20 protein-coding genes and 2 pseudogenes are annotated in these 25,340 nt (G+C 50.4%); 12 read left to right on the top strand and 10 right to left on the bottom strand.

Annotated elements, in window-relative coordinates; translation table 11 throughout:
• Positions 1 to 597: 597 nt before the first annotated feature.
• Both chuA and chuS read left to right on the top strand, forming a co-directional pair.
• Positions 598 to 2,580 carry a TonB-dependent heme/hemoglobin receptor ChuA/ShuA gene (gene chuA / locus EAS44_RS01855; protein WP_000089584.1) on the top strand — a complete coding sequence of 661 codons (1,983 nt, stop codon included), beginning with the start codon at positions 598 to 600 and terminating at the stop codon, positions 2,578 to 2,580.
• A 48-nt stretch (positions 2,581 to 2,628) separates the two neighbouring features.
• Entirely contained in the window at positions 2,629 to 3,657 is a 1,029-nt protein-coding gene (gene chuS / locus EAS44_RS01860; RefSeq protein ID WP_001017200.1) for a hematinate-forming heme oxygenase ChuS, read from the top strand.
• A gap of 56 nt (positions 3,658 to 3,713) precedes the next feature.
• Here the strand turns inward: chuS and dctR are convergent, their stop codons facing one another.
• From dctR to arsC, 4 genes and pseudogenes are all read right to left on the bottom strand, one after another.
• Positions 3,714 to 4,244 (bottom strand): helix-turn-helix transcriptional regulator, encoded by a 531-nt coding sequence (gene dctR / locus EAS44_RS01865; RefSeq protein ID WP_000478618.1) that lies wholly within the window; start codon positions 4,242 to 4,244, stop codon positions 3,714 to 3,716.
• A gap of 152 nt (positions 4,245 to 4,396) precedes the next feature.
• On the bottom strand, positions 4,397 to 4,963 hold the full coding sequence (gene slp / locus EAS44_RS01870) for an outer membrane lipoprotein Slp (RefSeq protein ID WP_001057453.1): 567 nt from the start codon (positions 4,961 to 4,963) through the stop codon (positions 4,397 to 4,399).
• 189 nt (positions 4,964 to 5,152) lie between these two features.
• Positions 5,153 to 5,530: pseudogene (locus EAS44_RS01875) on the bottom strand (hypothetical protein); the annotation flags it as partial.
• A 616-nt stretch (positions 5,531 to 6,146) separates the two neighbouring features.
• Positions 6,147 to 6,572 (bottom strand): glutaredoxin-dependent arsenate reductase, encoded by a 426-nt coding sequence (gene arsC / locus EAS44_RS01880; RefSeq protein ID WP_000065791.1) that lies wholly within the window; start codon positions 6,570 to 6,572, stop codon positions 6,147 to 6,149.
• A 533-nt stretch (positions 6,573 to 7,105) separates the two neighbouring features.
• Between arsC and dinQ the strand changes: the two genes are divergently transcribed.
• The gene (gene dinQ, locus EAS44_RS01885) at positions 7,106 to 7,189 is read left to right on the top strand and encodes a damage-inducible type I toxin DinQ (protein WP_001295215.1); all 84 of its coding nucleotides are present in this window, start codon (positions 7,106 to 7,108) and stop codon (positions 7,187 to 7,189) included.
• 53 nt (positions 7,190 to 7,242) lie between these two features.
• Here dinQ and gorA read toward each other — a convergent pair whose 3' ends face one another.
• Together gorA and rlmJ are read right to left on the bottom strand one after the other, a co-directional pair.
• Entirely contained in the window at positions 7,243 to 8,595 is a 1,353-nt protein-coding gene (gorA, locus tag EAS44_RS01890; protein WP_000160799.1) for a glutathione-disulfide reductase, read from the bottom strand.
• Between the two features lie 71 nt (positions 8,596 to 8,666).
• A complete protein-coding gene (gene rlmJ, locus EAS44_RS01895) occupies positions 8,667 to 9,509 on the bottom strand; it encodes a 23S rRNA (adenine(2030)-N(6))-methyltransferase (RefSeq protein ID WP_000954225.1) in 843 nt (280 codons plus the stop codon).
• Positions 9,510 to 9,711: 202 nt separating this feature from the next.
• On the opposite strand from rlmJ, the gene prlC reads away from it, so the two are divergent.
• Together prlC and rsmJ are read left to right on the top strand one after the other, a co-directional pair.
• On the top strand, positions 9,712 to 11,754 hold the full coding sequence (gene prlC / locus EAS44_RS01900) for an oligopeptidase A (protein ID WP_001312164.1): 2,043 nt from the start codon (positions 9,712 to 9,714) through the stop codon (positions 11,752 to 11,754).
• 7 nt (positions 11,755 to 11,761) lie between these two features.
• Positions 11,762 to 12,514, top strand: a complete 753-nt coding sequence (gene rsmJ, locus EAS44_RS01905; protein ID WP_000686607.1) for a 16S rRNA (guanine(1516)-N(2))-methyltransferase RsmJ — start codon at positions 11,762 to 11,764, stop codon at positions 12,512 to 12,514.
• A gap of 48 nt (positions 12,515 to 12,562) precedes the next feature.
• On the opposite strand, the gene dtpB is transcribed toward rsmJ, so the two are convergent.
• Positions 12,563 to 14,032 (bottom strand): dipeptide/tripeptide permease DtpB, encoded by a 1,470-nt coding sequence (dtpB, locus tag EAS44_RS01910; RefSeq protein WP_001098636.1) that lies wholly within the window; start codon positions 14,030 to 14,032, stop codon positions 12,563 to 12,565.
• A gap of 175 nt (positions 14,033 to 14,207) precedes the next feature.
• Between dtpB and EAS44_RS25310 the strand changes: the two are divergent.
• Positions 14,208 to 14,272 (top strand): annotated as a pseudogene (locus tag EAS44_RS25310) (hypothetical protein); the annotation flags it as partial.
• A 76-nt stretch (positions 14,273 to 14,348) separates the two neighbouring features.
• On the opposite strand, the gene uspA reads toward EAS44_RS25310, so the two are convergent.
• A complete protein-coding gene (gene uspA, locus EAS44_RS01920) occupies positions 14,349 to 14,783 on the bottom strand; it encodes a universal stress protein UspA (protein ID WP_000323571.1) in 435 nt (144 codons plus the stop codon).
• Between the two features lie 390 nt (positions 14,784 to 15,173).
• Here uspA and uspB point away from each other — a divergent pair, with 390 nt between their 5' ends.
• The gene (uspB, locus tag EAS44_RS01925; RefSeq protein WP_000626187.1) at positions 15,174 to 15,509 is read left to right on the top strand and encodes a universal stress protein UspB; all 336 of its coding nucleotides are present in this window, start codon (positions 15,174 to 15,176) and stop codon (positions 15,507 to 15,509) included.
• Between the two features lie 70 nt (positions 15,510 to 15,579).
• Here uspB and pitA read toward each other — a convergent pair whose 3' ends face one another.
• Positions 15,580 to 17,079: an inorganic phosphate transporter PitA gene (pitA, locus tag EAS44_RS01930; protein ID WP_000902780.1), complete on the bottom strand. Its 1,500-nt coding sequence runs from the start codon at positions 17,077 to 17,079 to the stop codon at positions 15,580 to 15,582.
• A gap of 231 nt (positions 17,080 to 17,310) precedes the next feature.
• Between pitA and yhiN the strand changes: the two genes are divergently transcribed.
• Positions 17,311 to 18,504 (top strand): NAD(P)/FAD-dependent oxidoreductase, encoded by a 1,194-nt coding sequence (gene yhiN / locus EAS44_RS01935; protein WP_000439156.1) that lies wholly within the window; start codon positions 17,311 to 17,313, stop codon positions 18,502 to 18,504.
• Between the two features lie 86 nt (positions 18,505 to 18,590).
• On the opposite strand, the gene yhiM is transcribed toward yhiN, so the two are convergent.
• On the bottom strand, positions 18,591 to 19,643 hold the full coding sequence (yhiM, locus tag EAS44_RS01940) for a DUF2776 family protein (RefSeq protein ID WP_001351225.1): 1,053 nt from the start codon (positions 19,641 to 19,643) through the stop codon (positions 18,591 to 18,593).
• A 557-nt stretch (positions 19,644 to 20,200) separates the two neighbouring features.
• Here yhiM and yhiY point away from each other — a divergent pair.
• From yhiY to yhhJ, 4 genes are all read left to right on the top strand, one after another.
• On the top strand, positions 20,201 to 20,314 hold the full coding sequence (gene yhiY, locus EAS44_RS25315; protein ID WP_001304942.1) for a protein YhiY: 114 nt from the start codon (positions 20,201 to 20,203) through the stop codon (positions 20,312 to 20,314).
• A gap of 62 nt (positions 20,315 to 20,376) precedes the next feature.
• The gene (gene yhiI, locus EAS44_RS01950) at positions 20,377 to 21,444 is read left to right on the top strand and encodes an HlyD family secretion protein (RefSeq protein ID WP_000361455.1); all 1,068 of its coding nucleotides are present in this window, start codon (positions 20,377 to 20,379) and stop codon (positions 21,442 to 21,444) included.
• Positions 21,441 to 24,176, top strand: a complete 2,736-nt coding sequence (gene rbbA, locus EAS44_RS01955; RefSeq protein ID WP_000149183.1) for a ribosome-associated ATPase/putative transporter RbbA — start codon at positions 21,441 to 21,443, stop codon at positions 24,174 to 24,176. Before yhiI ends, rbbA begins: the two co-directional genes overlap by 4 nt.
• Positions 24,176 to 25,300 carry an ABC transporter permease gene (gene yhhJ / locus EAS44_RS01960; protein WP_001314210.1) on the top strand — a complete coding sequence of 375 codons (1,125 nt, stop codon included), beginning with the start codon at positions 24,176 to 24,178 and terminating at the stop codon, positions 25,298 to 25,300. Before rbbA ends, yhhJ begins: the two co-directional genes overlap by 1 nt.
• Positions 25,301 to 25,340: the final 40 nt, after the last annotated feature.

Raw genomic sequence — 25,340 nt, forward strand, 5'->3', positions numbered from 1 at the left:
GCGTTACAAGCGTATTTATTTTTGATTTTTATCAAGATGCTTCGTCAGCTAATGTTCTTGTTACCGATTAAATTTCAGCGCGGGAAAAAGCTGAGAACCCGGAGATATCGCGGCTTGCAGAGCAAAGAGAAGAGAAAATTATCACTGTTAACGACAACGTTTTGTGATGAGGTTGTGGGGGGATAGCCATAAACACAGGATGGTTTTCTGGATGCTGGATAGATTTCATAACCCCCTGTTTATTGTGTTAATGGCGGTTAAAAAAAGCTTGATCATAAAAAATTGATCGATAATAATTCTCATTATCACGTTTGAGTTTAACAAAATATGACATCATGGATAACAAAATCATATCTTTTGTAAGGGAAAACGCACAGCACTCTTCACTTCAGACGTGGCGTACTACTTTGCCTGACAAAGAGGGCGTGCTTTTGCTGAATTATCAGAAATATTCGGCAATTTTACGGGATATATACGCTAATAGCTTCCCGTGGTGATATCTAATTATTTGAATTGTAAATAAATTTATTTTTCGCCAGCCACCCCGGTATTAACCCAGGCAGCCAGCATTTTTTATTTTCCTCATGGAGAATCGCTATGTCACGTCCGCAATTTACCTCGTTGCGTTTGAGTTTGTTGGCTTTGGCTGTTTCTGCCACCTTGCCAACGTTTGCTTTTGCTACTGAAACCATGACCGTTACGGCAACGGGGAATGCACGTAGTTCCTTCGAAGCGCCTATGATGGTCAGCGTTATCGACACTTCCGCTCCTGAAAATCAAACTGCTACTTCAGCCACTGATTTGCTGCGTCATGTTCCTGGAATTACTCTTGATGGTACCGGACGAACCAACGGTCAGGATGTAAATATGCGTGGCTATGATCATCGCGGCGTGCTGGTTCTTGTCGATGGTGTTCGCCAGGGAACGGATACCGGACACCTGAATGGCACTTTTCTCGATCCGGCGCTGATCAAGCGTGTTGAGATTGTTCGCGGACCTTCAGCATTACTGTATGGCAGTGGCGCGCTGGGTGGAGTGATCTCCTACGATACGGTCGATGCAAAAGATTTATTGCAGGAAGGACAAAGTAGTGGTTTTCGTGTCTTTGGTACTGGCGGCACGGGGGACCATAGCCTGGGATTAGGCGCGAGCGCGTTTGGGCGAACTGAAAATCTGGATGGTATTGTGGCCTGGTCCAGTCGCGATCGGGGTGATTTACGCCAGAGCAATGGTGAAACCGCGCCGAATGACGAATCCATTAATAACATGCTGGCGAAAGGGACCTGGCAAATTGATTCAGCCCAGTCTCTGAGCGGTTTAGTGCGTTACTACAACAACGACGCGCGTGAACCAAAAAATCCGCAGACCGTTGAAGCTTCTGATAGCAGCAACCCGATGGTCGATCGTTCAACAATTCAACGCGATGCGCAGCTTTCTTATAAACTCGCCCCGCAGGGTAACGACTGGTTAAATGCAGATGCAAAAATATACTGGTCGGAAGTCCGTATTAATGCGCAAAACACGGGGAGTTCCGGCGAGTATCGTGAACAGATAACAAAAGGAGCCAGGCTGGAGAACCGTTCCACTCTATTTGCCGACAGTTTCGCTTCTCACTTACTGACATATGGCGGTGAGTATTATCGTCAGGAACAACATCCGGGTGGCGCGACGACGGGCTTCCCGCAAGCAAAAATCGATTTTAGCTCTGGCTGGCTACAAGATGAGATCACCTTACGCGATCTGCCGATTACCCTGCTTGGCGGAACCCGCTATGACAGTTATCGCGGTAGCAGCGACGGCTACAAAGATGTTGATGCCGACAAATGGTCATCTCGTGCGGGGATGACTATCAACCCGACCAACTGGCTGATGTTATTTGGCTCATATGCTCAGGCATTCCGCGCCCCGACGATGGGCGAAATGTATAACGATTCTAAACACTTCTCGATTGGTCGCTTCTATACCAACTATTGGGTGCCAAACCCGAACTTACGTCCGGAAACTAACGAAACTCAGGAGTACGGTTTTGGGCTGCGTTTTGATGACCTGATGTTGTCCAATGATGCTCTGGAATTTAAAGCCAGCTACTTTGATACCAAAGCGAAAGATTATATCTCCACGACCGTCGATTTCGCGGCGGCGACAACTATGTCGTATAACGTCCCGAACGCCAAAATCTGGGGCTGGGATGTGATGACGAAATATACCACTGATCTGTTTAGCCTTGATGTGGCCTATAACCGTACCCGCGGCAAAGACACCGATACCGGGGAATATATCTCCAGCATTAACCCGGATACCGTTACCAGTACCCTGAATATTCCGATCGCTCACAGTGGCTTCTCTGTTGGTTGGGTCGGTACGTTTGCCGATCGCTCAACACATATCAGCAGCAGCTACAGCAAACAACCTGGCTATGGTGTGAATGATTTCTACGTCAGTTATCAAGGACAACAGGCGCTCAAAGGCGTGACCACTACTCTGGTATTGGGCAACGCCTTCGATAAAGAGTACTGGTCGCCGCAAGGCATCCCACAGGATGGTCGTAACGGAAAAATTTTCGTGAGTTATCAATGGTAATCATCTGCCCCGATATTTCGGGGCATTTATCTGGAAGGAAGAGAGACAATGAACCACTACACACGCTGGCTTGAGTTAAAAGAACAAAATCCCGGAAAGTACGCGCGTGACATCGCAGGTTTAATGAATATCAGCGAAGCAGAACTGGCATTTGCACGCGTCACGCACGACGCGTGGCGGATGCGCGGCGATATTCGTGAAATTCTGGCGGCGCTGGAAAGCGTTGGTGAAACCAAATGTATTTGTCGTAATGAATATGCAGTCCATGAGCAAGTTGGCTCGTTCACAAACCAGCATTTGAACGGACATGCCGGATTGATCCTCAATCCGCGCGCGCTGGATTTACGTCTGTTTCTCAATCAATGGGCCAGTGTTTTCCACATCAAAGAAAACACGGCTCGTGGCGAACGCCAGAGTATTCAGTTCTTTGATCATCAGGGCGATGCATTACTAAAAGTTTATGCCACCGACAATACCGATATGGCGGCATGGAGTGAGCTTCTGGCACGGTTTATCACCGATGAGAATACGCCGCTTGAGTTAAAAGCCGTTGATGCGCCAGTTGTTCAAACGCGAGCCGATGCCAGTGTGGTCGAGCAAGAGTGGCGGGCGATGACCGACGTTCATCAGTTTTTTACGTTGCTCAAGCGCCACAACCTGACGCGCCAACAGGCGTTCAATCTGGTGGCAGACGATTTGGCCTGCAAAGTATCCAACAGTGCGTTGGCGCAAATTCTTGAATCTGCACAGCAGGATGGCAATGAAATCATGGTGTTTGTTGGCAACCGTGGCTGCGTACAGATTTTCACCGGTGTGGTAGAAAAAGTGGTGCCAATGAAAGGTTGGCTGAATATTTTCAACCCGACGTTTACCCTTCATCTATTAGAAGAGAGTATTGCTGAAGCCTGGGTTACCCGTAAACCGACCAGCGATGGTCACGTAACCAGTCTGGAATTGTTTGCCCATGATGGTACGCAGATAGCGCAACTTTATGGTCAACGTACAGAAGGTGAACAGGAGCAAGCGCAATGGCGTAAGCAAATTGCTTCGTTGATACCGGAAGGCGTTACTGCATAACGTATAATTAACGGGAGGTCTGGCTGTTGCTGGGCCTCTTTATATTGTTCAATCGTTCACACCAGATAATTAATATGCTGATGGCGTACCAGCTCATTGATCCGCTTAAGATTGAGGATCATCATGATATTGTGTTTATGGCAGTAGAACGTTTTTAGCGATATTTTCAGTTTCTCCAGAATATCTTCCGTTGTCATTTGATTCGCAATGCAGCTCAGAACCTGATGCTGCTTGCGCGAGAGGGACACATCCGCTTCAGGCACAGAGCAGTAACTGCCATTGATGAGTGCGACAAAGTCGATGATGGCGATAGTTCGCGGAACAAAGGTCACCGGTACTTTCCCCAGGCAGCGTTTAATATTAAAGGGGGAGAAAATAATTACATGGACAGGTTTTAATCGTTCAATTTGAGTGAGAAAATTAGAATGAAATACATTATTCATTAATGTATCAATAATGACGAAGGCATTCTGATGCAACATTACGTCGATCTCTTCTTCGTTCTGTATATGAACGACATTACCTTTACTCAGAATGTTTTTCATCGCGGTGAAAAACATCGTATCCCTGGTAATTATAAGAAACATAACCGACTCCTGGTACGGACATTAACTTTATAATAAGTTTGCCAAAGGTAATTAACAGGACAGGGCTTATAATAATAGTTAGCTTACTGTGTATTAATTTGATGTAATGCATGATGCAGATACTGAGAAAGCATCTGCATCTTTCGGTGGTGTTATTTGACCAGCTCAGGTGTTACCTGACTCACCGCATTGGTGTAGTAAGGAGCCCCCCAGCCCGGTTCCGGCCAGAATGCACCATAGCCGTAATCCCACAAGTTATAGGTGGTATTAACCACTTCTCTCAAATGCCACACCTGGATGCCCTGCATATTCACTTCCAGGAAGTTATACGGGACTTTATTGATAAAGCCAGGTTGTTCACCCTGAATGGTACCGAGGATGGTAACAAAGTGATTACGATAGTTCACTGGATCAAGGAAGCCGCTTTGTCTGGCGAGCAGTCGGCCCTGATAGTTGGCTTCAATATCAGGCTTCGCATAGCTATCCAACGGTAATACAGCGATTTCTAACAACGTATCCGTTTTGCCATTGATAACGTTGATAACCTTCCCGCCAAAGCGCGCTTGTTGACCAACATATAACCCCGGCTGGTTATGAACAGCAACAAAACTTTTTTGAATATCAGGTTGGTTATTGCCTTTGATATTTTGCGGAATTGAACTACATGCGGCAAGCAAAAATGAAAGGCTGAGGATGAGTGCACCTTTTGTCATGTTCATGTTACTATCCTTATCAACAAATATTAAAACCATAATAGATATTTCTTTATAGTTTTCATCTGATTCTGAGGCGATATGCCTGATAGTAACGTAAACCTGTCTGATGTTTATATCTCTTCTGTTTAGTTGAGCTCAGTTAATTTTTGGGCGTGGCATGAGTATCCATTGTTCCATAATCTATATTCAGAGGTTTTTAATCTTTTCGTGTCTAATATTATTTATCTGATTAAGTATTGATTGTGTCTTTTGCGGAAGTGGTGTCGAGCTTATCGTTTCAATGTTATTAATAAGACTTACAAGTTGAGCCTCAACTTTGAGTAGTCTGCATTTGTATATGTGGTGTTCGTATGGCACGCATTAATTTGTTGGCGTTGTTGCGCTAAATCAAATTGTTCAGAGGTGTATCCATTCTCCAGAGAATGGGGCATTAATGGGGTGTTGTTCTTCCCGGTTATCACAAGGCCACTTCGGTGTGTCTGGCGTTTTAACATTATCGGTATTTGTTGTGCAGTTATAAATATCACCGTTATATGTATTTATTACACCTGGGGTAAAGTCAATTGACATAACATTCCTTATTCATCATTTGTTTTATGCTAAGATTTTTAAATTGGATAATTAGAACAGGAATGGATTTTCTTCTACATACAGTAAATATAATGCGTCATATCTTCCTGATATAATTACCTTTGACTTCTCTTTTATTTCCATCTGGTAATATTTGAGTGCAAAAAAAGGCAATAATCATATCGCAAAAGAAAACGTTAACAACTATCGAAAATGCTCGTTTTAAAAAGGTATGATGTTCTCTGATAGTGTGTGAAGTGATATTTTTGTGATGTTTTAGATATGTAATAATAAAATAGGTTAACGTATGTTGAAATTATTTATTGTGTAAACCACTGATAAATCATAATCCAGTACATCTTTAAACTGCTGCACTGTATCGCTGATAACTAAGCAGCTCACTGATACACCATGCTGGACGCGATAATTGGAATCTCACGCAGGGAGTACTGTGTAAATAGCAAAATCGCCTGATACGCTACGACTGTCAGGCCTACAAATAACATACAATTCATCGAATTATCATAACTTTGTAGGTCGGATAAAATGCGCCAGCGTCGCATCCGACATAAATAAAGCGCATTTTTCTAACAACCTGTGGGGGAATATAGCCGCTTTATTTCAGGCGATTACCCGCCTCATCAACCACTTTCTCGCCATCTTCCTTGGTGAACGCGCCTTTTTGCGCATCTGGCAGAATTTCCAGCACGACTTCTGAAGGGCGGCACAGGCGAGTTCCCAGCGGCGTCACCACAATCGGGCGATTAATCAGAATCGGGTGCTGAAGCATAAAGTCGATTAACTGATCGTGAGTAAATTTATCTTCTGCAAGGCCCAGTTCCTCATACGGCTCGACGTTTTTACGTAGCAGCGCGCGTACGGTAATCCCCATATCGGCAATGAGTTTTACCAGCTCATCGCGCGTCGGTGGTGTTTCCAGATAATAGATAATGGTCGGTTCTGTACCGCTGTTGCGGATCATCTCCAGCGTATTACGTGACGTACCGCAGGCCGGGTTGTGATAAATGGTAATGTTGCTCATATCAGTATCTCATTACGATGTGAAAGAGAGGTGTAGCGCCAGCGCCACCAGAGTTACAAACCAAAGCGGACAAGTCAAAAACACATATGGTTTAACGAATATGTAAGTGTAGAGAAAGGTGTAGGTGTGAATTAAGCGTTGGGCATTCATTTGAAAGGAGGTCTGAATCAGGACGTAAAAAAACCGACTTCGCGTCGGTTTTTTTACTGTTCAGCCCTGAGTTGGTGGCTCTGGCTGGAGTGAGATAGCCATCATCTAACGCATCAATGCTAATACCATACTGAAACTATTGCAAGGACATGCTGGTTTTATAACCCGCAAGTACTGTATGATTATCCAGTTAGCTCTGAGACATTTTCACTCTGGCAATGCGCATAAACGCTTTCAAAGTCCTGGTCTGAAGTACGGGTGGTGCCGTTAACTGATGCTCTGGCCGGAGTGAGATAGTCGTCATCTAACAATGAGACATGCGCCGTGACAGGCAATGGATGAGTAAGCGGATGCATTCTCACTCCATCGCATGGAGAAAACGGGTGATTGATAAAGCAATCATCGTTCTTGGGGCGTTAATTGCGCTGCTGGAACTGATCCGCTTTCTGCTTCAGCTTCTGAACTGATAGCGGAAACGTAGCTAAGGGCTAAGAGCACACTACTCTTAGCCCTTTAACATTTAACGCATTGTCACGAACTCTTCTGCCGCTGTCGGGTGAATGGCAACCGTGTTGTCGAAGTCTTTTTTGGTTGCACCCATCTTCAGCGCCACCGCGAAGCCCTGCAACATTTCGTCCATACCAAAACCAATGCCGTGAATACCGACAATCTTCTCTTCCGGTCCAACGCATACCAGTTTCATGCGACACGGCTGGCGGTGAGTGGTGACGGCGGTATACATCGCGGTGAAAGAGGATTTATACACTTTCACCTGATCGTCGCCGTACTGCTCGCGCGCCTGCGGCTCCGTTAAACCAACAGTACCAATCGGCGGATGGCTGAAGACCACGGTCGGAATGTTGCTGTAATCCAGATGCTCATCCGGCTTGTTATTAAACAGGCGTTCAGAGAGACGGCGACCTGCTGCAACAGCCACCGGTGTCAGTTCCACTGCACCCGTGTTATCGCCCACCGCGTAAATACCTTCAACGTTGGTGTTTTGATATTTATCGACGACGATATAGCCTTTTTCGTTGGTTTTAACGCCAGCGGCTTCCAGGTTGATGTTGTCATTGGCAGGCTCGCGACCAATCGCCCAAATCAGGCAATCCACCGTTTCACTGCGACCATCTTCCAGCTCCAGCGTCAGGCTACCATCGGCATTTTTCACTACCGCTTTCGGGATGGCGTTGGTGTGCAACTGCGGGCCTTCGGCGTTCATCACTTCAACCAGCGTTTCAGAGAGCATCGGGTCGAAGCTGCGCAGCGGCGCATGTTTACGCACAAACAGATGCGTCTTCGCACCGAGGCCGTTAATCACGCCCGCCAGTTCAACGGCGATGTAACCCGCGCCAACAACCGCTACGCGCTCTGGCAAAGCCGGAAGGGCGAAGAAGCCATCAGAATCAATACCGTATTCCACGCCCGGAATATCCGGGTGGCTCGGACGACCACCGGTGGCGATCAGAATATGATCGGCCGTGATGGTTTCGCCGTTGACTTCAATGGTTTTGGCATCAACGAAGCGGGCAAAGCCTTTGATTACATCAACGTTATTTTTACCGAGCACGTTCTCATAGGAAGTATGAATACGGTCGATATAGGCGGTACGGCTGGCGATCAACGTTTCCCAGTTGAATTTATTGATAGTGGTATCAAAACCATAATCCGGGCCGTACATATGGATCGCTTCACGGATTTGCGCCGCGTGCCACATCACTTTTTTCGGCACACAGCCAACATTTACGCAGGTGCCGCCCAGCTCTTTGGCTTCAATCAGTGCGCATTTCTGGCCGTACATAGCCGCGCGGTTGATGGAGGCGATACCGCCGCTGCCGCCGCCGATGGCGATGTAATCATAGTGTTTAGTCATGACATATTGTCCTTATCGTTGATTACCGCGATTGTAGCGCGAGACGTAATAGGTGCCAGCAATGGCTGCAATTACTCTGGCACGATCCAGCTTACGGTGGCGTGCCCGGTGCCTGCCGGAACCAGTTTGCTGTGCAGCCACGGCAGCACGTTATTCATCTGCTGTTCCAGCTTCCACGGCGGGTTAATCACAATCATGCCGGAAGCGGTCATGCCACGGCGATCGCTGTCTGGCAGCACCGCCAGTTCAATTTGCAGAATTTTGCGAATGCCGGTCGCTTCCAGGTCGTGGATCATGCGCTTAATTTGCTGGCGCAGCACCACTGGATACCACAATGCGTAAGTGCCAGTGGCGAAACGTTTGTAACCTTCTGCTATCCCGCTGACCACCGCCTGATAGTCGGTTTTCATTTCATACGGCGGGTCGATAAGGATTAAACCACGGCGGGAAACCGGCGGCAGCTTGGCCTTAAGCTGCTGGAAACCGTCGGCTTTTTCGACGCGCGCACGGCTGTCTTTCTGAAATTCAGAACGCAGCAACGGGTAATCGCTCGGGTGCAGTTCGGTCAGTTGCAGGCTGTCCTGTTCACGCAGTAGCTGGCGAGCAATCAACGGCGAACCGGGGTAATAACGCAACTGCCCGCTACGGTTGAAGTGTTTTACCACATTGATGTACGCCTCCAGCTCCGCAGGCAAATCGTCCTGCTGCCAGATACGGGCGATGCCTTCGAGATATTCGCCGGTACGCTCGGCATGTTCGCTGCCTAACTGATAACGCCCGGCCCCTGCGTGGGTGTCGAGATAGAGAAACGGTTTATCTTTCTCTTTCAGCGACTCAATGATCAGGCTCTGAACGGTATGTTTAAGGACGTCGGCGTGGTTGCCAGCGTGAAAGCTGTGGCGATAACTGAGCATGGGTAAAGGTGTTCCGGTAAGTAAAAATCGGCCCGTATTCGGGGCGCACAAAAGCCTATCAGGACAGTATACCGAAAAGAGGCCGCCGCCGCGAAAGCGTAACGTTTCTCATTGAAATTCACTACACTTAACCCCATGCTACAAACATTATGTAAAGCGCCTGTTGAGCGCTTCCTTAACCTCTTTAACCAGGACTGCGCTAATGACGAATCCGTTACTGACTCCCTTTGAATTGCCTCCGTTTTCTAAAATTCTCCCGGAACATGTCGTTCCAGCCGTGACTAAGGCGCTGAACGACTGCCGCGAAAATGTGGAGCGCGTAGTAGCGCAAGGGGCACCGTACACCTGGGAAAATCTCTGCCAGCCGTTGGCGGAAGTGGACGATGTGCTGGGGCGTATCTTCTCCCCGGTCAGCCATCTGAACTCGGTGAAAAATAGCCCGGAACTGCGTGAAGCGTACGAACAAACCCTGCCGCTGCTGTCAGAATACAGCACCTGGGTAGGGCAACATGAAGGGCTGTATAAGGCATATCGCGACCTGCGCGATGGCGATCATTACGCCACGCTGAACACGGCGCAGAAAAAAGCGGTTGATAACGCACTGCGCGACTTCGAACTCTCTGGCATCGGTCTGCCGAAAGAGAAACAGCAGCGTTACGGCGAAATTGCTACCCGTCTTTCTGAACTGGGCAACCAGTACAGCAACAACGTCCTCGATGCGACGATGGGCTGGACCAAACTCGTTACCGACGAAGCGGAGCTGGCGGGGATGCCAGAAAGCGCGCTGGCTGCGGCAAAAGCCCAGGCTGAAGCGAAAGAGCTGGAAGGTTATTTGCTGACGCTGGATATCCCAAGCTACCTGCCGGTAATGACCTACTGCGACAACCAGGCCCTGCGCGAAGAGATGTATCGCGCTTATAGCACTCGTGCTTCCGATCAAGGTCCGAACGCCGGTAAGTGGGACAACAGCAAGGTGATGGAAGAGATCCTCGCGCTGCGTCACGAACTGGCGCAACTGCTGGGCTTTGAAAACTACGCCTTCAAATCACTTGCCACTAAAATGGCAGAAAACCCGCAGCAGGTGCTGGATTTCTTAACCGATCTGGCAAAACGCGCGCGCCCGCAAGGCGAAAAAGAGCTGGCGCAACTGCGCGCCTTCGCCAAAGCCGAATTTGGCGTCGATGAGTTACAACCGTGGGATATCGCTTACTACAGCGAAAAACAGAAACAGCACCTCTACAGCATCAGCGATGAACAACTGCGTCCGTACTTCCCGGAAAACAAAGCGGTTAACGGCCTGTTTGAAGTGGTGAAACGTATTTACGGCATCACCGCTAAAGAGCGTAAAGATGTTGATGTCTGGCATCCGGATGTACGTTTCTTCGAGCTGTATGACGAGAACGACGAACTGCGCGGCAGCTTCTACCTCGACCTGTATGCCCGTGAAAACAAACGCGGCGGGGCGTGGATGGATGACTGCGTAGGCCAGATGCGTAAAGCCGACGGTTCGCTGCAAAAACCGGTCGCGTATCTGACCTGCAACTTCAACCGCCCGGTAAATGGTAAACCGGCGCTGTTTACCCATGACGAAGTGATCACCCTGTTCCACGAGTTCGGTCACGGCCTGCACCATATGCTGACCCGCATTGAAACCGCTGGTGTTTCCGGGATCAGTGGGGTGCCGTGGGATGCGGTCGAACTGCCGAGCCAGTTTATGGAAAACTGGTGCTGGGAGCCGGAGGCGCTGGCGTTTATCTCCGGTCACTATGAAACCGGCGAGCCGCTGCCGAAGGAGCTGCTGGATAAAATGCTGGCAGCGAAAAATTACCAGGCGGCGCTGTTTATTCTGCGCCAGCTGGAGTTCGGCCTGTTCGATTTCCGCCTCCATGCCGAGTTCCGTCCGGATCAGGGGGCGAAAATCCTCGAAACTCTGGCAGAAATCAAGAAACTGGTTGCCGTGGTACCGTCTCCGTCATGGGGCCGTTTCCCGCATGCTTTCAGCCACATTTTTGCCGGTGGTTATGCGGCAGGTTACTACAGCTACCTGTGGGCCGATGTGCTGGCGGCAGATGCCTTCTCGCGTTTTGAGGAAGAGGGCATTTTCAACCGTGAAACTGGGCAGTCGTTCCTCGACAACATTCTGAGCCGTGGCGGTTCAGAAGAGCCGATGGAGCTGTTCAAACGCTTCCGTGGTCGTGAACCACAGCTGGATGCGATGCTGGAGCATTACGGCATTAAGGGCTGAACATTCAGTGAAAATCTGCTTAATTGATGAAACAGGCGCCGGAGACGGCGCCTTATCTGTTCTGGCGGCCCGCTGGGGGCTGGAGCACGATGAAGACAACCTGATGGCGCTGGTGTTAACGCCGGAGCACCTGGAACTGCGCAAGCGTGATGAGCCGAAGCTGGGCGGCATCTTTGTTGATTTTGTTGGCGGGGCGATGGCGCACCGACGCAAATTCGGCGGTGGTCGCGGAGAGGCGGTGGCGAAAGCGGTGGGCATTAAAGGCGATTATTTGCCGGATGTGGTGGACGCCACCGCAGGATTAGGGCGCGATGCCTTTGTGCTGGCTTCGGTCGGCTGCCGCGTGCGGATGCTGGAGCGTAATCCAGTGGTTGCCGCGCTGCTCGACGATGGCCTGGCGCGTGGTTATGCGGATGCGGAAATCGGCGGCTGGTTACAGGAACGTTTGCAGTTGATTCACGCCTCCAGTCTGACGGCGCTGAGCGATATCACCCCGCGTCCGCAGGTAGTTTATCTTGACCCAATGTTCCCGCATAAGCAGAAAAGCGCGCTGGTGAAAAAAGAGATGCGCGTGTTTCAGTCGCTGGTGGGGCCGGATCTTGATGCCGATGGATTGTTGGAGCCTGCGCGGTTGCTGGCAACCAAACGCGTGGTGGTGAAGCGTCCGGACTATGCGCCGCCGCTGGCGAATGTCGCCACGCCAAACGCGGTAGTCACTAAAGGGCATCGCTTTGATATTTACGCCGGAACGCCGGTGTAAAAGTAAAGCGGGGTAGCGATAACGCTACCCCGCTTTCTGCAAGAATAATTAATGGCTTTCCGGCGTCGCAATCATGCGTTTCAGCCACGGCACCATCAATAGCATCACTACTGCAACGCCCAGCGTAACCAGGCCAATCTTACCAAACACGTTGGTATAGACGGGCAACGTCTCAAGTGGATCGGTAATGTTGTCTGGTACTGCGGTAAATGTTGCCACATAGCCGCCCAGCAAGAACGCGGCAGCCTGCGTCAGGAACCACATCCCGAGAATAAAGCCCATCAAATGCTGCGGCACCAGGGCAGCAATCATCGCCAGGCCAAGGGCGCTAATAAACAGTTCACCTAAGCTCTGGAATAAGTACACCAGCACGATAAACCATGGCGATGTCAGCCCCTGGGCATCCGCAAACCACATTCCAGCAGCTGCAGCCGTCAAAAAGCCCAGTGAGCACATAAACATGCCGAGAGTAAACTTCATCGGCATCGAGAGATCTTTGCCTTTGTTACCCAGATGCGTGTAAATGCCTGCCAGTATTGGGCTGGCGAGTACCACCCAGAACGGGTTAAGCGCCTGGAAGCTGACCGGGTTGATGGAAAAGCCGAGAATTTCATGATGCACGTTGTTGATGGCAAAGAAGTTCAGCGACGTTGGCATCTGGGCGTAGAGAATGTAAAACACCACCGCTTCGAGCATCAGGACAAAGGCGACAAACATTTTATTGCGCCCGGTTTTATCCAGCTTGAATGCCTGACGAAAGAAGATGATGGTGACGACGATGGAGAGAACAATCAGAACCAGATTGGCGACTTCTACGTTGTGCATCAGCCAGGCGCAGACGAAGATCATCACCACGCTGCCAAGTAATACGTACAACAGTTTACTGAAGCTCATCGGCCGGAAGTCGGGTTCAGAACCAATGTCTTTCACCATTCCACGACAGGCGATGTAAACCAGTAATGCGATAATTAACCCTGCACCGCACAGGTTGTAGGTGACTGAATAGCCGAATTTATCAGCGATCACAGGGGCCAGCGATAACGCTATCAACGAGCCGATATTGATCGACATATAGAACAGGGTGAATGCGCCATCAAGCCGCGGATCTTTCGGCGGGTAGCACTTCGAAAGCAAGCTGGCTGGGTTAGCTTTAAACAGGCCGTTACCGACAGCGATAGTCCCCAGGGCGATGAAAATCAGGTCAGGCTTAAGTAGCGACATGCCGGTCATGAAGTAGCCAATCGCCAGCACAAGTGCTCCGAGAACAATGGTGCGTTTGGTTCCCAGCAGGTGGTCGCCAACATAGCCACCAATGGAAATGAGGCCATAGACCAGCGCAGCAAAAGCACCAAAAGTGACAAAAGCCTGTTCTTGCGAGAACCCAAGCTGTTTAACGAAGAAAACCGCCAGTACGCCCTGCACGCCGTAGTAGCCGAATCGCTCCCATAACTCGACAAAAAAGATCATGAAAAATGGGCGAGGTTGCTGCAGCATCCCCATGGGTGTTGTTGTATTCATATTTATTAACCTTCCAATACCATCCTGAAAAGTATTAACGCGTAAGGGATAACGCGCGAAAAAGTTTACATCTGTCAGAGATTCTTAATATTGATGCGGAGAATAGATTAATACACTATTACAACAGAAAATAACCAGCTGATCACACTAATGATAGAAAATATGATGGTGTTAAATGTTGTATTGGCAGGGGTTTTGATTGCGTACGCAGACCGCAGGCCAGATAAGGCGTTTACGCTGCATCAGGTAACAAGGCGCGCCAAAAAGCAAAACGCCCGCATATGCGGGCGTTCAGGAACACGTCGTGGAGGGAAGATTATTCTTCTTCGTCGCGCAGCGGAACAATCAGCATATCAACGTGAACGGTGTTGATCAGCTGACGTGCGGAAGACATCAGTTTGCTCCAGAAGTCCTGGTGGTGACCACAAACCACCAGATCCATATCGTATTTCTTGATTGCATCGACCAGTACCTGGCCCAGATCGCCGCTGCCGCTCAGGGTTTCAGTGATTGGGTAGCCTGCATTGGTTGAAAGCTCGGTCAGTGCATGATGTGTCTCTTCAGAGATGCGTTTCTGCATATCACCCAGATTCACATCGATAAGCCCGGTGTATAGGTCAGAGTAGTTTACATCTACGTGGATCAGAGAAACTTTCGCATTGTAGGGGCGAGCCATAGAGACTGCTTTCTCTACCAGAACTTTGCTTTCCGGGGAGAGGTCGACCGCGATGAGAATGTGTTTATAAGCCATAGTGTTACTCCTTCCATAAAGTTGTCGATGACTGGCCAGCTAGCGTTTCTTGTGCCGTTACGTCACCCGCGTCCTGCGAACTACGTGCGCGGGGCTAACCCAGCCGTAAAGATTCAGTGTTAAGACCATCCTTACCTTATAGCGACCCGGATGATCCGTCAATCCGCCTTGCTTACTCGTTAGATAAACAAATTTTCGACATGAATATATTGATAGTGGTTAACCTTCTGGAAAAAAAACAACCTGATCTCCTACACTATCTATAGAGCCGCTCGGATGTTGGTCACCACAAAAGCGGTTTCTCCAGGACCTGGTGTTAACTGATTGGCAGCGTATCGGGAGCGGTAGCCCCGGGGTGGAACTCCGCGGGCAGGTCGCCGGGGAGGAGGTATGATAAGCACCGTCGCATTATTTTGGGCTTTATGTGTCGTTTGCATTGTTAACATGGCGCGCTATTTCTCATCACTACGCGCGTTGTTAGTGGTACTGCGTAACTGCGATCCATTGCTCTATCAATATGTTGATGGAGGGGGCTTTTTTACCTCACATGGCCAACCCAACAAACAGGTGCGTCTCGTTTGGTATATCTATGCCCAACGTTATCGCGATCATCACGATGATGAGTTTATTCGCCGCTGTGAGCGGGTGCGTCGGCAGTTTATTCTGACCAGCGCATTGTGTGGTCTGGTGGTGGTCAGCCTGATTGCATTGATGATTTGGCATTAAGCACTTCAGCAATAATGACGCATAAAAAAAGCGGGCCAGTAAACTGACCCGCTCGTTTTGGTGCGTACGATTACAGGAACTGCAAGGAGAGCCAGTACAGCCCGCCGGAAAGCAGTACCGCAGCCGGAAGGGTAAATACCCAGGCCATCAGAATACTGGTTACGGTTTTACGCTGTAAGCCGCCGCCATCTACCACCATCGTCCCCGCGACAGAAGAGGAGAGTACGTGAGTAGTGGAAACCGGCATCCCGGTATAACTTGCCAGGCCGATAGACACAGCCGCCGTCATCTGGGCAGACATCCCCTGAGCGTAGGTCATGCCTTTCTTACCGATTTTCTCACCGATAGTCGTTGCCACACGACGCCAGCCAATCATCGTACCGATACCTAACGCCAGCGCGACCGCCATGATGATCCACACCGGCGCATACTCGATGGTGCTAAGCATGTCGGACTTCAGTTTCTTCAACAGGCGCTGATCGTCAGCACTCACGCCAGGCATCTTCACCACTTTGTCGATAGTGTCAGAAACGCACAGCATAATGCGGCGCATCTGGCTACGTTGATCAAGCGACAGCTTGTCGTAGCTTTCCACATCGGTAGTCAACATGCCTTTCAGGCGGTTGAGCGCGTTAATGGTATTCGACGGATGGCAATGGAACTCCGCGGGTTGCGTTGCGCCAGCTTCCGGAGCCGGTACTAACTGATCAGCACCGGTCGCTTGTTTCAGCAGCGCAGGATGCTGCTCAAAGTAAGCTTCGACGTTGTTGATGGCATCACGGGTACGGGTGATTTCGTAGCCAGTGGCATTCATGTTCACCACGAAGCCTGCTGGTGCGACACCAATCAATACCAACATAACCAGACCAATGCCTTTCTGACCATCGTTCGCGCCATGCGAAAACGCCACGCCGATAGCGGAAAGGATCAGCGCAATACGCGTCCAGAACGGCGGCTTTTTCTTGCCGTCTTTCTTTTCACGCTCCGCTGGGGTCAGGTGGATACGGGCGCGTTTCTTGGTGCCGCTCCAGTAGCGACGCAGCAAGAAAATCAGACCGCCAGCAAACACCAGGCCGACAATAGGGGAAACGATCAGGGAACCGAAAATACTTAATACTTTCGGGATATTGAGTGCATCCACCACTGACGTCCCGGTCATCAACGCATTGGTTAAACCAATCCCGATGATCGCGCCAATCAGCGTATGAGAGCTGGATGCAGGTAAACCAAAGTACCAGGTACCTAGGTTCCAGATAATCGCCGCCAGCAACATAGAGAACACCATGGCAAGGCCATGAGACGATCCCATATTAAGCAGCAGATCCGTCGGCAGCATATGCACAATGGCATAGGCAACACTCAGACCACCCAGCAAAACACCCAAAAAGTTGAATACCGCCGCCATAACCACGGCGAGCTGAGAACGCATCGCGCGGGTATAGATAACGGTTGCCACGGCGTTGGCTGTGTCATGGAAACCATTGATGGCTTCGTAGAACAGCACAAAAGCCAGTGCAAGCAATAATAACAGCCCGGTATGCAAATCCAGGCCAGCAAACAAATGTAGCATAGGACGTTACGCCATTTTGAGGACATGAACGCGGCGCATTATCAGTGACTTTCGCGGCGCGGGCAAAGTGAAATATAGACTTTTTTTGATTTGCCTCCTGTATGGATTACACTCAAAAAATAATTATCTTATATAATTCAGGCAAATACTTCCTTTTAGTAATATTGATGCTGGTGCGACCACTGAGGAATCTTTACAATTCACGCCCGTTTTTTCTTAGAGGAGCGCAACGTGGAAAGGTTTGATGCCATTATTATAGGCGCTGGTGCGGCAGGGATGTTCTGTTCTGCGTTGGCAGGTCAGGCAGGACGCCGGGTTCTGCTGATCGATAATGGTAAAAAACCAGGGCGCAAAATCCTCATGTCTGGCGGTGGGCGCTGCAACTTTACCAACCTTTATGTCGAACCGGGCGCTTATCTGAGCCAGAATCCGCATTTTTGTAAGTCTGCACTCGCGCGTTTTACCCAGTGGGATTTCATTGATCTGGTCAATAAACACGGCATCGCCTGGCACGAGAAAACGTTAGGGCAGCTCTTCTGCGATGACTCCGCGCAGCAGATTGTCGACATGCTGGTGGATGAGTGCGAGAAGGGCAATGTGGCCTTCAGATTGCGTAGCGAAGTGCTGAGCGTGGCGAAGGATGATACAGGCTTCACGCTTGAACTGAACGGCATGACTGTCGGTTGCGAAAAGCTGGTCATTGCGACCGGTGGACTGTCAATGCCGGGGCTGGGTGCATCGCCGTTTGGTTATAAGATTGCCGAACAATTCGGCCTCAACGTGCTGCCGACCCGTGCGGGTCTGGTGCCATTCACTCTGCATAAACCGTTGCTCGAGGAGTTACAGGTGCTGGCGGGCGTGGCGGTGCCTTCCGTGATTACCGCTGAAAACGGTATCGTTTTCCGTGAGAACTTACTCTTCACCCACCGCGGCTTATCTGGACCGGCGGTGTTGCAGATTTCCAGCTACTGGCAACCGGGTGAATTTGTCAGCATCAATCTGCTACCGGATGTGGACCTCGAAACCTTCCTGAATGAGCAGCGTAATGCACATCCGAATCAAAGCCTGAAAAACACGCTGGCGGTTCATCTGCCGAAGCGGTTGGTTGAACGGTTACAACAACTCGGGCAAATCCCGGATGTCTCGCTAAAACAGCTCAACGTGCGTGACCAACAGACACTGATTAGCACATTGACTGACTGGCGCGTACAACCCAACGGCACTGAAGGCTATCGCACTGCCGAAGTGACGCTCGGCGGCGTGGACACCAACGAACTCTCTTCACGGACGATGGAAGCGCGCAAAGTGCCTGGGCTGTACTTCATCGGCGAAGTGATGGACGTCACCGGCTGGCTGGGGGGCTATAACTTCCAGTGGGCGTGGTCGAGTGCATGGGCTTGTGCGCAGGATTTGGTGGCAGAATAAGAAGCAAAATGCGCTCTCGATACCAGAGGGATTAACCTGAATAAAACCAGATAAGGCGCTCAACGCCTTATCTGAAGCCTTTTTTATTATTTTTTCGCTGAACCCGCTTCTAATATAGAAACGATGGAAAACAGTGTAAAACAAACTGCACCTAAGCCAACCAGAACTCGCGAAGGAATAAAGTAAGCCATATCGGTTTGCGCAATTTCAGCCAGGAACGCAGCAAGGAACAGACAAAACAGACAGGTAAATACCGGAATCATGGGTATTCTGTTGGCTAACGAACATGTGCGTCGCCATACCAGCGCTAACAACCACACTTTGGAGAAAATACTGTAGCAGATCATCCCCAGGCAAATGAGAATAATGCCGGGGGCCAGGCGGGCGCTTGCATCTGAACTGATTAATACGTAGATACCAAAAATAATGGTAAGTGAGCCAAGCAAAATAACCCAATAGCACCACAGCCAATGTTCTTTCACTGAGAACGTATTCCGCGTTTGATGGACAATAGTGGCGACAAGGCCAATAAGACAAGCGCAAATTGCCGTTAACCCCATTAGTACGTGACCTGCAACATAATGTGGTGTGATATCTGCACTACGTAACAGTACGACTGACCAAATGAAACCAAAGAGAGTAAGCAGAACGGGAACGGCAATTAAGCAATTACCGATTGTTGAAGAATAGGCCTGCAATGGCGTACCGTCACTCTTACTGCCCGAGGCGTTTTTGGGGATCAACAGAAAATGTCCGGAAGATGCCGCTACGGTTGATACACAAGCGGCAATCATGCCAACGCCGAAAATAACATGACCGGCGACAAATTCATCTGCCATCACATTATTGCTTGCCAACAGTGACCATCCCCAAATCATAGTTGTAGCAGAACCGGCATAACCAATAACAGGAAATAACCTGTTGTAGAATTTATTCATGCCGTGAGTTAACTGAGATATAATAATAAATGCGGTAGTGAACAATGCTAGACATATCGCAGAAAGAGAAATCAGAACATGCCCTGCAACGAAATATTCACTTTGCCCAGAACCGGTTAATACAAACTCACCTAATGCGATGCATATTATACCCATCAGTAAAGGAATTAATTTAAACAACCATCCGATATATATATTCATTTTAAACCCCATATATATTTTCTGCTACACTTCGAAAAACATATGATTCGTCTTTTCAGTTAGTTAAATATGTCTATAAGATGCCATCAATTAAAAAAAGTAACTTCACTATAATCGGATTTAGCGTTATGGGGATCAACTTTTAGCGGTGAGTTAATGCTATTAAATAAATATTTATCCTAAGATAAACTCTGAATTAATATCTTTATCTTATTTTGTTGTTTTAAATGAATCTTTTAGGGAATATTTTATTAAACCCACGAACCTTTATCATCTATCATCTTTTCAGAATAAATTATTTTATATTCGGTATTTATTCGCACATCAGGCGATAATAACGTTATGTGATAGTCATCAGGTTTCCCTGTTACGGAAACCTGTGCAACAGAATCTGTGAACCTGTACAGAATATTTTTGGAAAAAACACCAGCGAACGGAAGAACATCGCGATGTATCACAAGTTGATGGCAATCAAATAGACAACATGAATATAACTGTTAGTATTTAATTGATTTCACTTATGAGTATGCGTGTTTCATTTACGGCCAGGAATGCTGATGATGACAACATTACTACCCGTTTTCACTAAGCCTTCCCCATTGGCGCTCAATGCTCTGTGCGCTGGTCGTATTTGCCATTTCCTTCTTATCCCGGATGGAAGAATCCGCTGAACATCGTTCGGTGGCAGTTGTAACACGCGTCGATTGCTTACAGGGATTATGGCGGATCGATTATGGATAAGAGTAAGCGCCATCTGGCGTGGTGGGGTGTCGGGGCACTGGCGGTGGCTGCCGTCGTGGCGTGGTGGCTGTTGCGCCCGGCGGGTGTGCCGGAAGGCTTTGCTGTCAGCAATGGGCGCATTGAAGCGACGGAAGTGGATATCGCCAGCAAAATTGCCGGGCGTATCGACACCATTCTGGTGAAAGAAGGCCAGTTTGTTCGAGAAGGTGAAGTGCTGGCGAAGATGGATACTCGCGTGTTGCAGGAACAGCGACTGGAAGCCATCGCGCAAATCAAAGAAGCACAAAGTGCCGTTGCCGCCGCGCAGGCTTTGCTGGAGCAACGCCAAAGCGAAACTCGTGCCGCACAGTCGCTGGTTAATCAACGCCAGGCAGAACTGGACTCCGTAGCAAAACGTCATACGCGTTCCCGCTCACTGGCACAACGGGGGGCAATTTCTGCGCAACAGTTGGATGACGACCGCGCCGCCGCTGAGAGCGCCCGAGCTGCGCTGGAATCGGCAAAAGCTCAGGTTTCTGCTTCTAAAGCCGCTATAGAGGCGGCACGCACCAATATCATTCAGGCGCAAACTCGCGTCGAAGCGGCACAAGCCACTGAACGGCGCATTGCCGCAGATATCGATGACAGCGAACTGAAAGCCCCGCGTGACGGACGCGTGCAGTATCGGGTTGCCGAGCCAGGCGAAGTGCTGGCAGCAGGCGGTCGGGTGCTGAATATGGTCGATCTCAGCGACGTCTATATGACCTTCTTTCTGCCAACCGAACAGGCGGGCACGCTGAAACTGGGCGGTGAAGCACGTTTGATTCTTGATGCTGCACCAGATCTGCGTATTCCTGCAACCATCAGTTTTGTCGCCAGCGTCGCCCAGTTCACGCCAAAAACCGTCGAAACCAGCGATGAGCGGCTGAAACTGATGTTCCGCGTCAAAGCGCGTATCCCACCGGAATTACTCCAGCAGCATCTGGAATATGTCAAAACCGGATTGCCGGGCGTAGCGTGGGTGCGGGTGAATGAAGAACTTCCGTGGCCTGACGACCTGGTGGTGAGGTTGCCGCAATGACGCATCTGGAACTGGTTCCCGTCCCGCCTGTCGCGCAACTGGCGGGCGTGAGCCAGCATTATGGAAAAACCGTTGCGCTGAACAATATCACACTCGATATTCCGGCCCGTTGCATGGTCGGGCTGATTGGACCGGATGGTGTCGGTAAATCGAGCTTGTTGTCGTTGATTTCCGGTGCCCGCGTCATTGAGCAGGGCAGCGTGATGGTGCTGGGCGGCGATATGCGCGACCCGAAGCATCGCCGCGACGTCTGCCCGCGCATCGCCTGGATGCCGCAGGGGCTGGGCAAAAATCTCTACCACACCTTGTCGGTGTATGAAAACGTCGATTTTTTCGCCCGCCTGTTCGGTCACGACAAAGCGGAGCGGGAAGTGCGAATTAATGAGCTGCTGACCAGCACCGGATTAGCACCGTTTCGCGATCGTCCGGCAGGGAAACTCTCCGGTGGGATGAAGCAAAAACTTGGGCTGTGCTGTGCGTTAATCCACGACCCGGAATTGTTGATTCTTGATGAGCCAACAACGGGGGTTGACCCGCTCTCCCGCGCCCAGTTCTGGGATCTGATCGACAGTATTCGCCAGCGGCAGAGCAATATGAGCGTGCTGGTCGCCACCGCCTACATGGAAGAGGCCGAACGCTTCGACTGGCTGGTAGCGATGAATGCCGGAAAAGTGCTGGCAACTGGCAGCGCCGAAGAGCTGCGACAGCAAACGCAAAGCGCCACGCTGGAAGAAGCATTTATTAATCTGTTACCGCAAGCGCAACGCCAGGCGCATCAGGCGGTAGTGATCCCACCGTATCAACCTGAAAACGCAGAGATTGCCATCGAAGCGCGCGATCTGACCATGCGTTTTGGTTCCTTCGTTGCCGTTGATCACGTCAATTTCCGCATTCCACGCGGGGAGATTTTTGGTTTTCTTGGTTCGAATGGCTGCGGTAAATCCACCACCATGAAAATGCTTACCGGATTGCTGCCCGCCAGCGAAGGTGAGGCGTGGCTGTTCGGGCAGCCGGTTGATCCAAAAGATATCGATACTCGTCGCCGGGTGGGCTATATGTCGCAGGCGTTTTCGCTCTATAACGAACTCACCGTGCGGCAAAACCTGGAGTTACATGCTCGTCTGTTTCATATCCCGGAAGCGGAAATTCCCGCGCGAGTGGCTGAAATGAGCGAGCGTTTTAAGCTCAACGACGTCGAAGATGTATTGCCGGAGTCATTGCCGCTCGGCATTCGCCAGCGGCTATCGCTGGCGGTGGCGGTGATTCATCGCCCGGAGATGCTAATCCTCGATGAGCCGACTTCTGGCGTCGATCCGGTGGCGAGGGATATGTTCTGGCAGTTGATGGTGGATCTCTCGCGTCAGGACAAAGTGACTATCTTCATCTCCACCCACTTTATGAACGAAGCGGAACGTTGTGACCGTATCTCACTGATGCACGCTGGAAAAGTGCTCGCCAGCGGTACACCGCCGGAACTGGTTGAGAAACGCGGAGCCGCCAGTCTGGAAGAGGCATTTATCGCTTATTTGCAGGAAGCGGCAGGGCAGAGCAACGAAGCCGAAGCGCCGCCTGTGGTACATGACACTACCCACGCGCCACGTCAGGGATTCAGCCTGCGCCGTCTGTTTAGCTACAGCCGCCGCGAAGCGCTGGAACTGCGACGCGATCCGGTACGTTCGACGCTGGCGCTGATGGGAACGGTGATCCTGATGCTGATAATGGGTTATGGCATCAGTATGGATGTGGAAAACCTGCGCTTTGCGGTGCTTGACCGCGATCAAACCGTCAGTAGCCAGGCGTGGACGCTCAATCTCTCCGGTTCCCGTTACTTTATCGAACAGCCGCCGCTCACCAGTTATGACGAGCTTGATCGTCGGATGCGTGCGGGCGATATCACGGTGGCAATTGAGATCCCTCCTAATTTCGGGCGCGATATCGCGCGTGGTACGCCCGTGGAACTCGGTGTCTGGATCGACGGTGCGATGCCGAGCCGCGCCGAAACGGTAAAAGGTTACGTGCAGGCCATGCACCAGAGCTGGCTACAGGATGTGGCGAGCCGACAGTCCACACCCGCCAGCCAAAGCGGGCTGATGAATATTGAGACGCGCTATCGCTATAACCCGGACGTAAAAAGCCTGCCGGCGATTGTTCCGGCGGTGATCCCGCTTCTGCTGATGATGATCCCGTCAATGCTAAGCGCCCTTAGCGTGGTGCGGGAAAAAGAGCTAGGGTCGATTATCAACCTTTACGTGACCCCCACCACCCGTAGCGAATTTTTACTTGGCAAACAGCTGCCATACATCGCGCTGGGGATGCTGAACTTTTTCCTGCTCTGCGCCCTGTCGGTGTTTGTGTTTGGCGTACCGCATAAAGGCAGTTTCCTGACTCTCACCCTGGCGGCGCTGCTGTATATCATCATCGCCACCGGAATGGGGCTGCTGATCTCCACCTTTATGAAAAGCCAGATTGCCGCCATTTTCGGTACGGCAATTATCACGTTGATCCCGGCGACACAGTTTTCCGGGATGATCGATCCGGTAGCTTCGCTGGAAGGTCCAGGACGTTGGATCGGCGAGGTTTATCCCACCAGTCATTTTCTGACTATCGCCCGCGGAACGTTCTCGAAAGCGCTGGATCTGACTGATTTGTGGCAACTTTTTATCCCGTTGCTGATAGCCATACCGCTGGTGATGGGCTTAAGCATCCTGCTGCTGAAAAAACAGGAGGGATGATGCGCCATTTACGCAATATTTTTAATCTGGGTATCAAAGAGTTGCGCAGTCTGCTCGGTGATAAAGCGATGCTGACGCTGATTGTCTTCTCGTTTACGGTGTCGGTGTATTCGTCAGCGACCGTTACGCCAGGATCGTTGAACCTCGCGCCGATCGCCATAGCCGATATGGATCAATCGCAGTTGTCGAACCGGATCGTTAACAGCTTCTATCGCCCGTGGTTTTTGCCACCGGAGATGATCACCGCCGATGAGATGGATGCCGGACTGGACGCCGGACGTTATACCTTCGCGATAAATATTCCGCCTAATTTTCAGCGTGATGTCCTCGCCGGACGCCAGCCGGATATTCAGGTGAACGTCGATGCCACGCGCATGAGCCAGGCATTCACTGGCAACGGTTATATCCAGAATATTATCAACGGTGAAGTGAACAGCTTTGTCGCGCGCTACCGTGATAACAGCGAACCGTTGGTATCGCTGGAAACCCGGATGCGCTTTAACCCGAACCTCGATCCCGCGTGGTTTGGCGGGGTGATGGCGATCATCAACAACATTACCATGCTGGCGATTGTGTTGACCGGATCGGCACTGATCCGCGAGCGTGAACACGGCACGGTGGAACACTTACTGGTGATGCCGATAACGCCGTTTGAGATCATGATGGCAAAGGTCTGGTCGATGGGGCTGGTGGTGCTGGTGGTGTCGGGATTATCGCTGGTGCTGATGGTGAAAGGCGTGCTGGGCGTACCGATTGAAGGCTCGATCCCGCTGTTTATGCTGGGCGTGGCGCTCAGTTTGTTTGCCACCACGTCAATCGGCATTTTTATGGGGACGATAGCGCGTTCAATGCCGCAACTGGGGCTGCTGGTGATTCTGGTGCTGCTGCCGCTGCAAATGCTTTCCGGTGGTTCCACGCCGCGCGAAAGTATGCCGCAGATGGTGCAGGACATTATGCTGACCATGCCGACGACACACTTTGTTAGCCTCGCGCAGGCCATCCTCTACCGTGGTGCCGGATTCGAAATCGTCTGGCCGCAGTTCCTGACACTGATGGCAATTGGCGGCGCGTTTTTCACCATCGCACTGCTGAGATTCAGGAAGACAATTGGGACAATGGCGTAATTACAGTTGCCCGATGCGTAAGCTTATAGGGTCTACGCAT

It is taken from the genome of Escherichia coli DSM 30083 = JCM 1649 = ATCC 11775 (genome assembly GCF_003697165.2).
Classification (GTDB): Bacteria; Pseudomonadota; Gammaproteobacteria; order Enterobacterales; family Enterobacteriaceae; genus Escherichia; species Escherichia coli.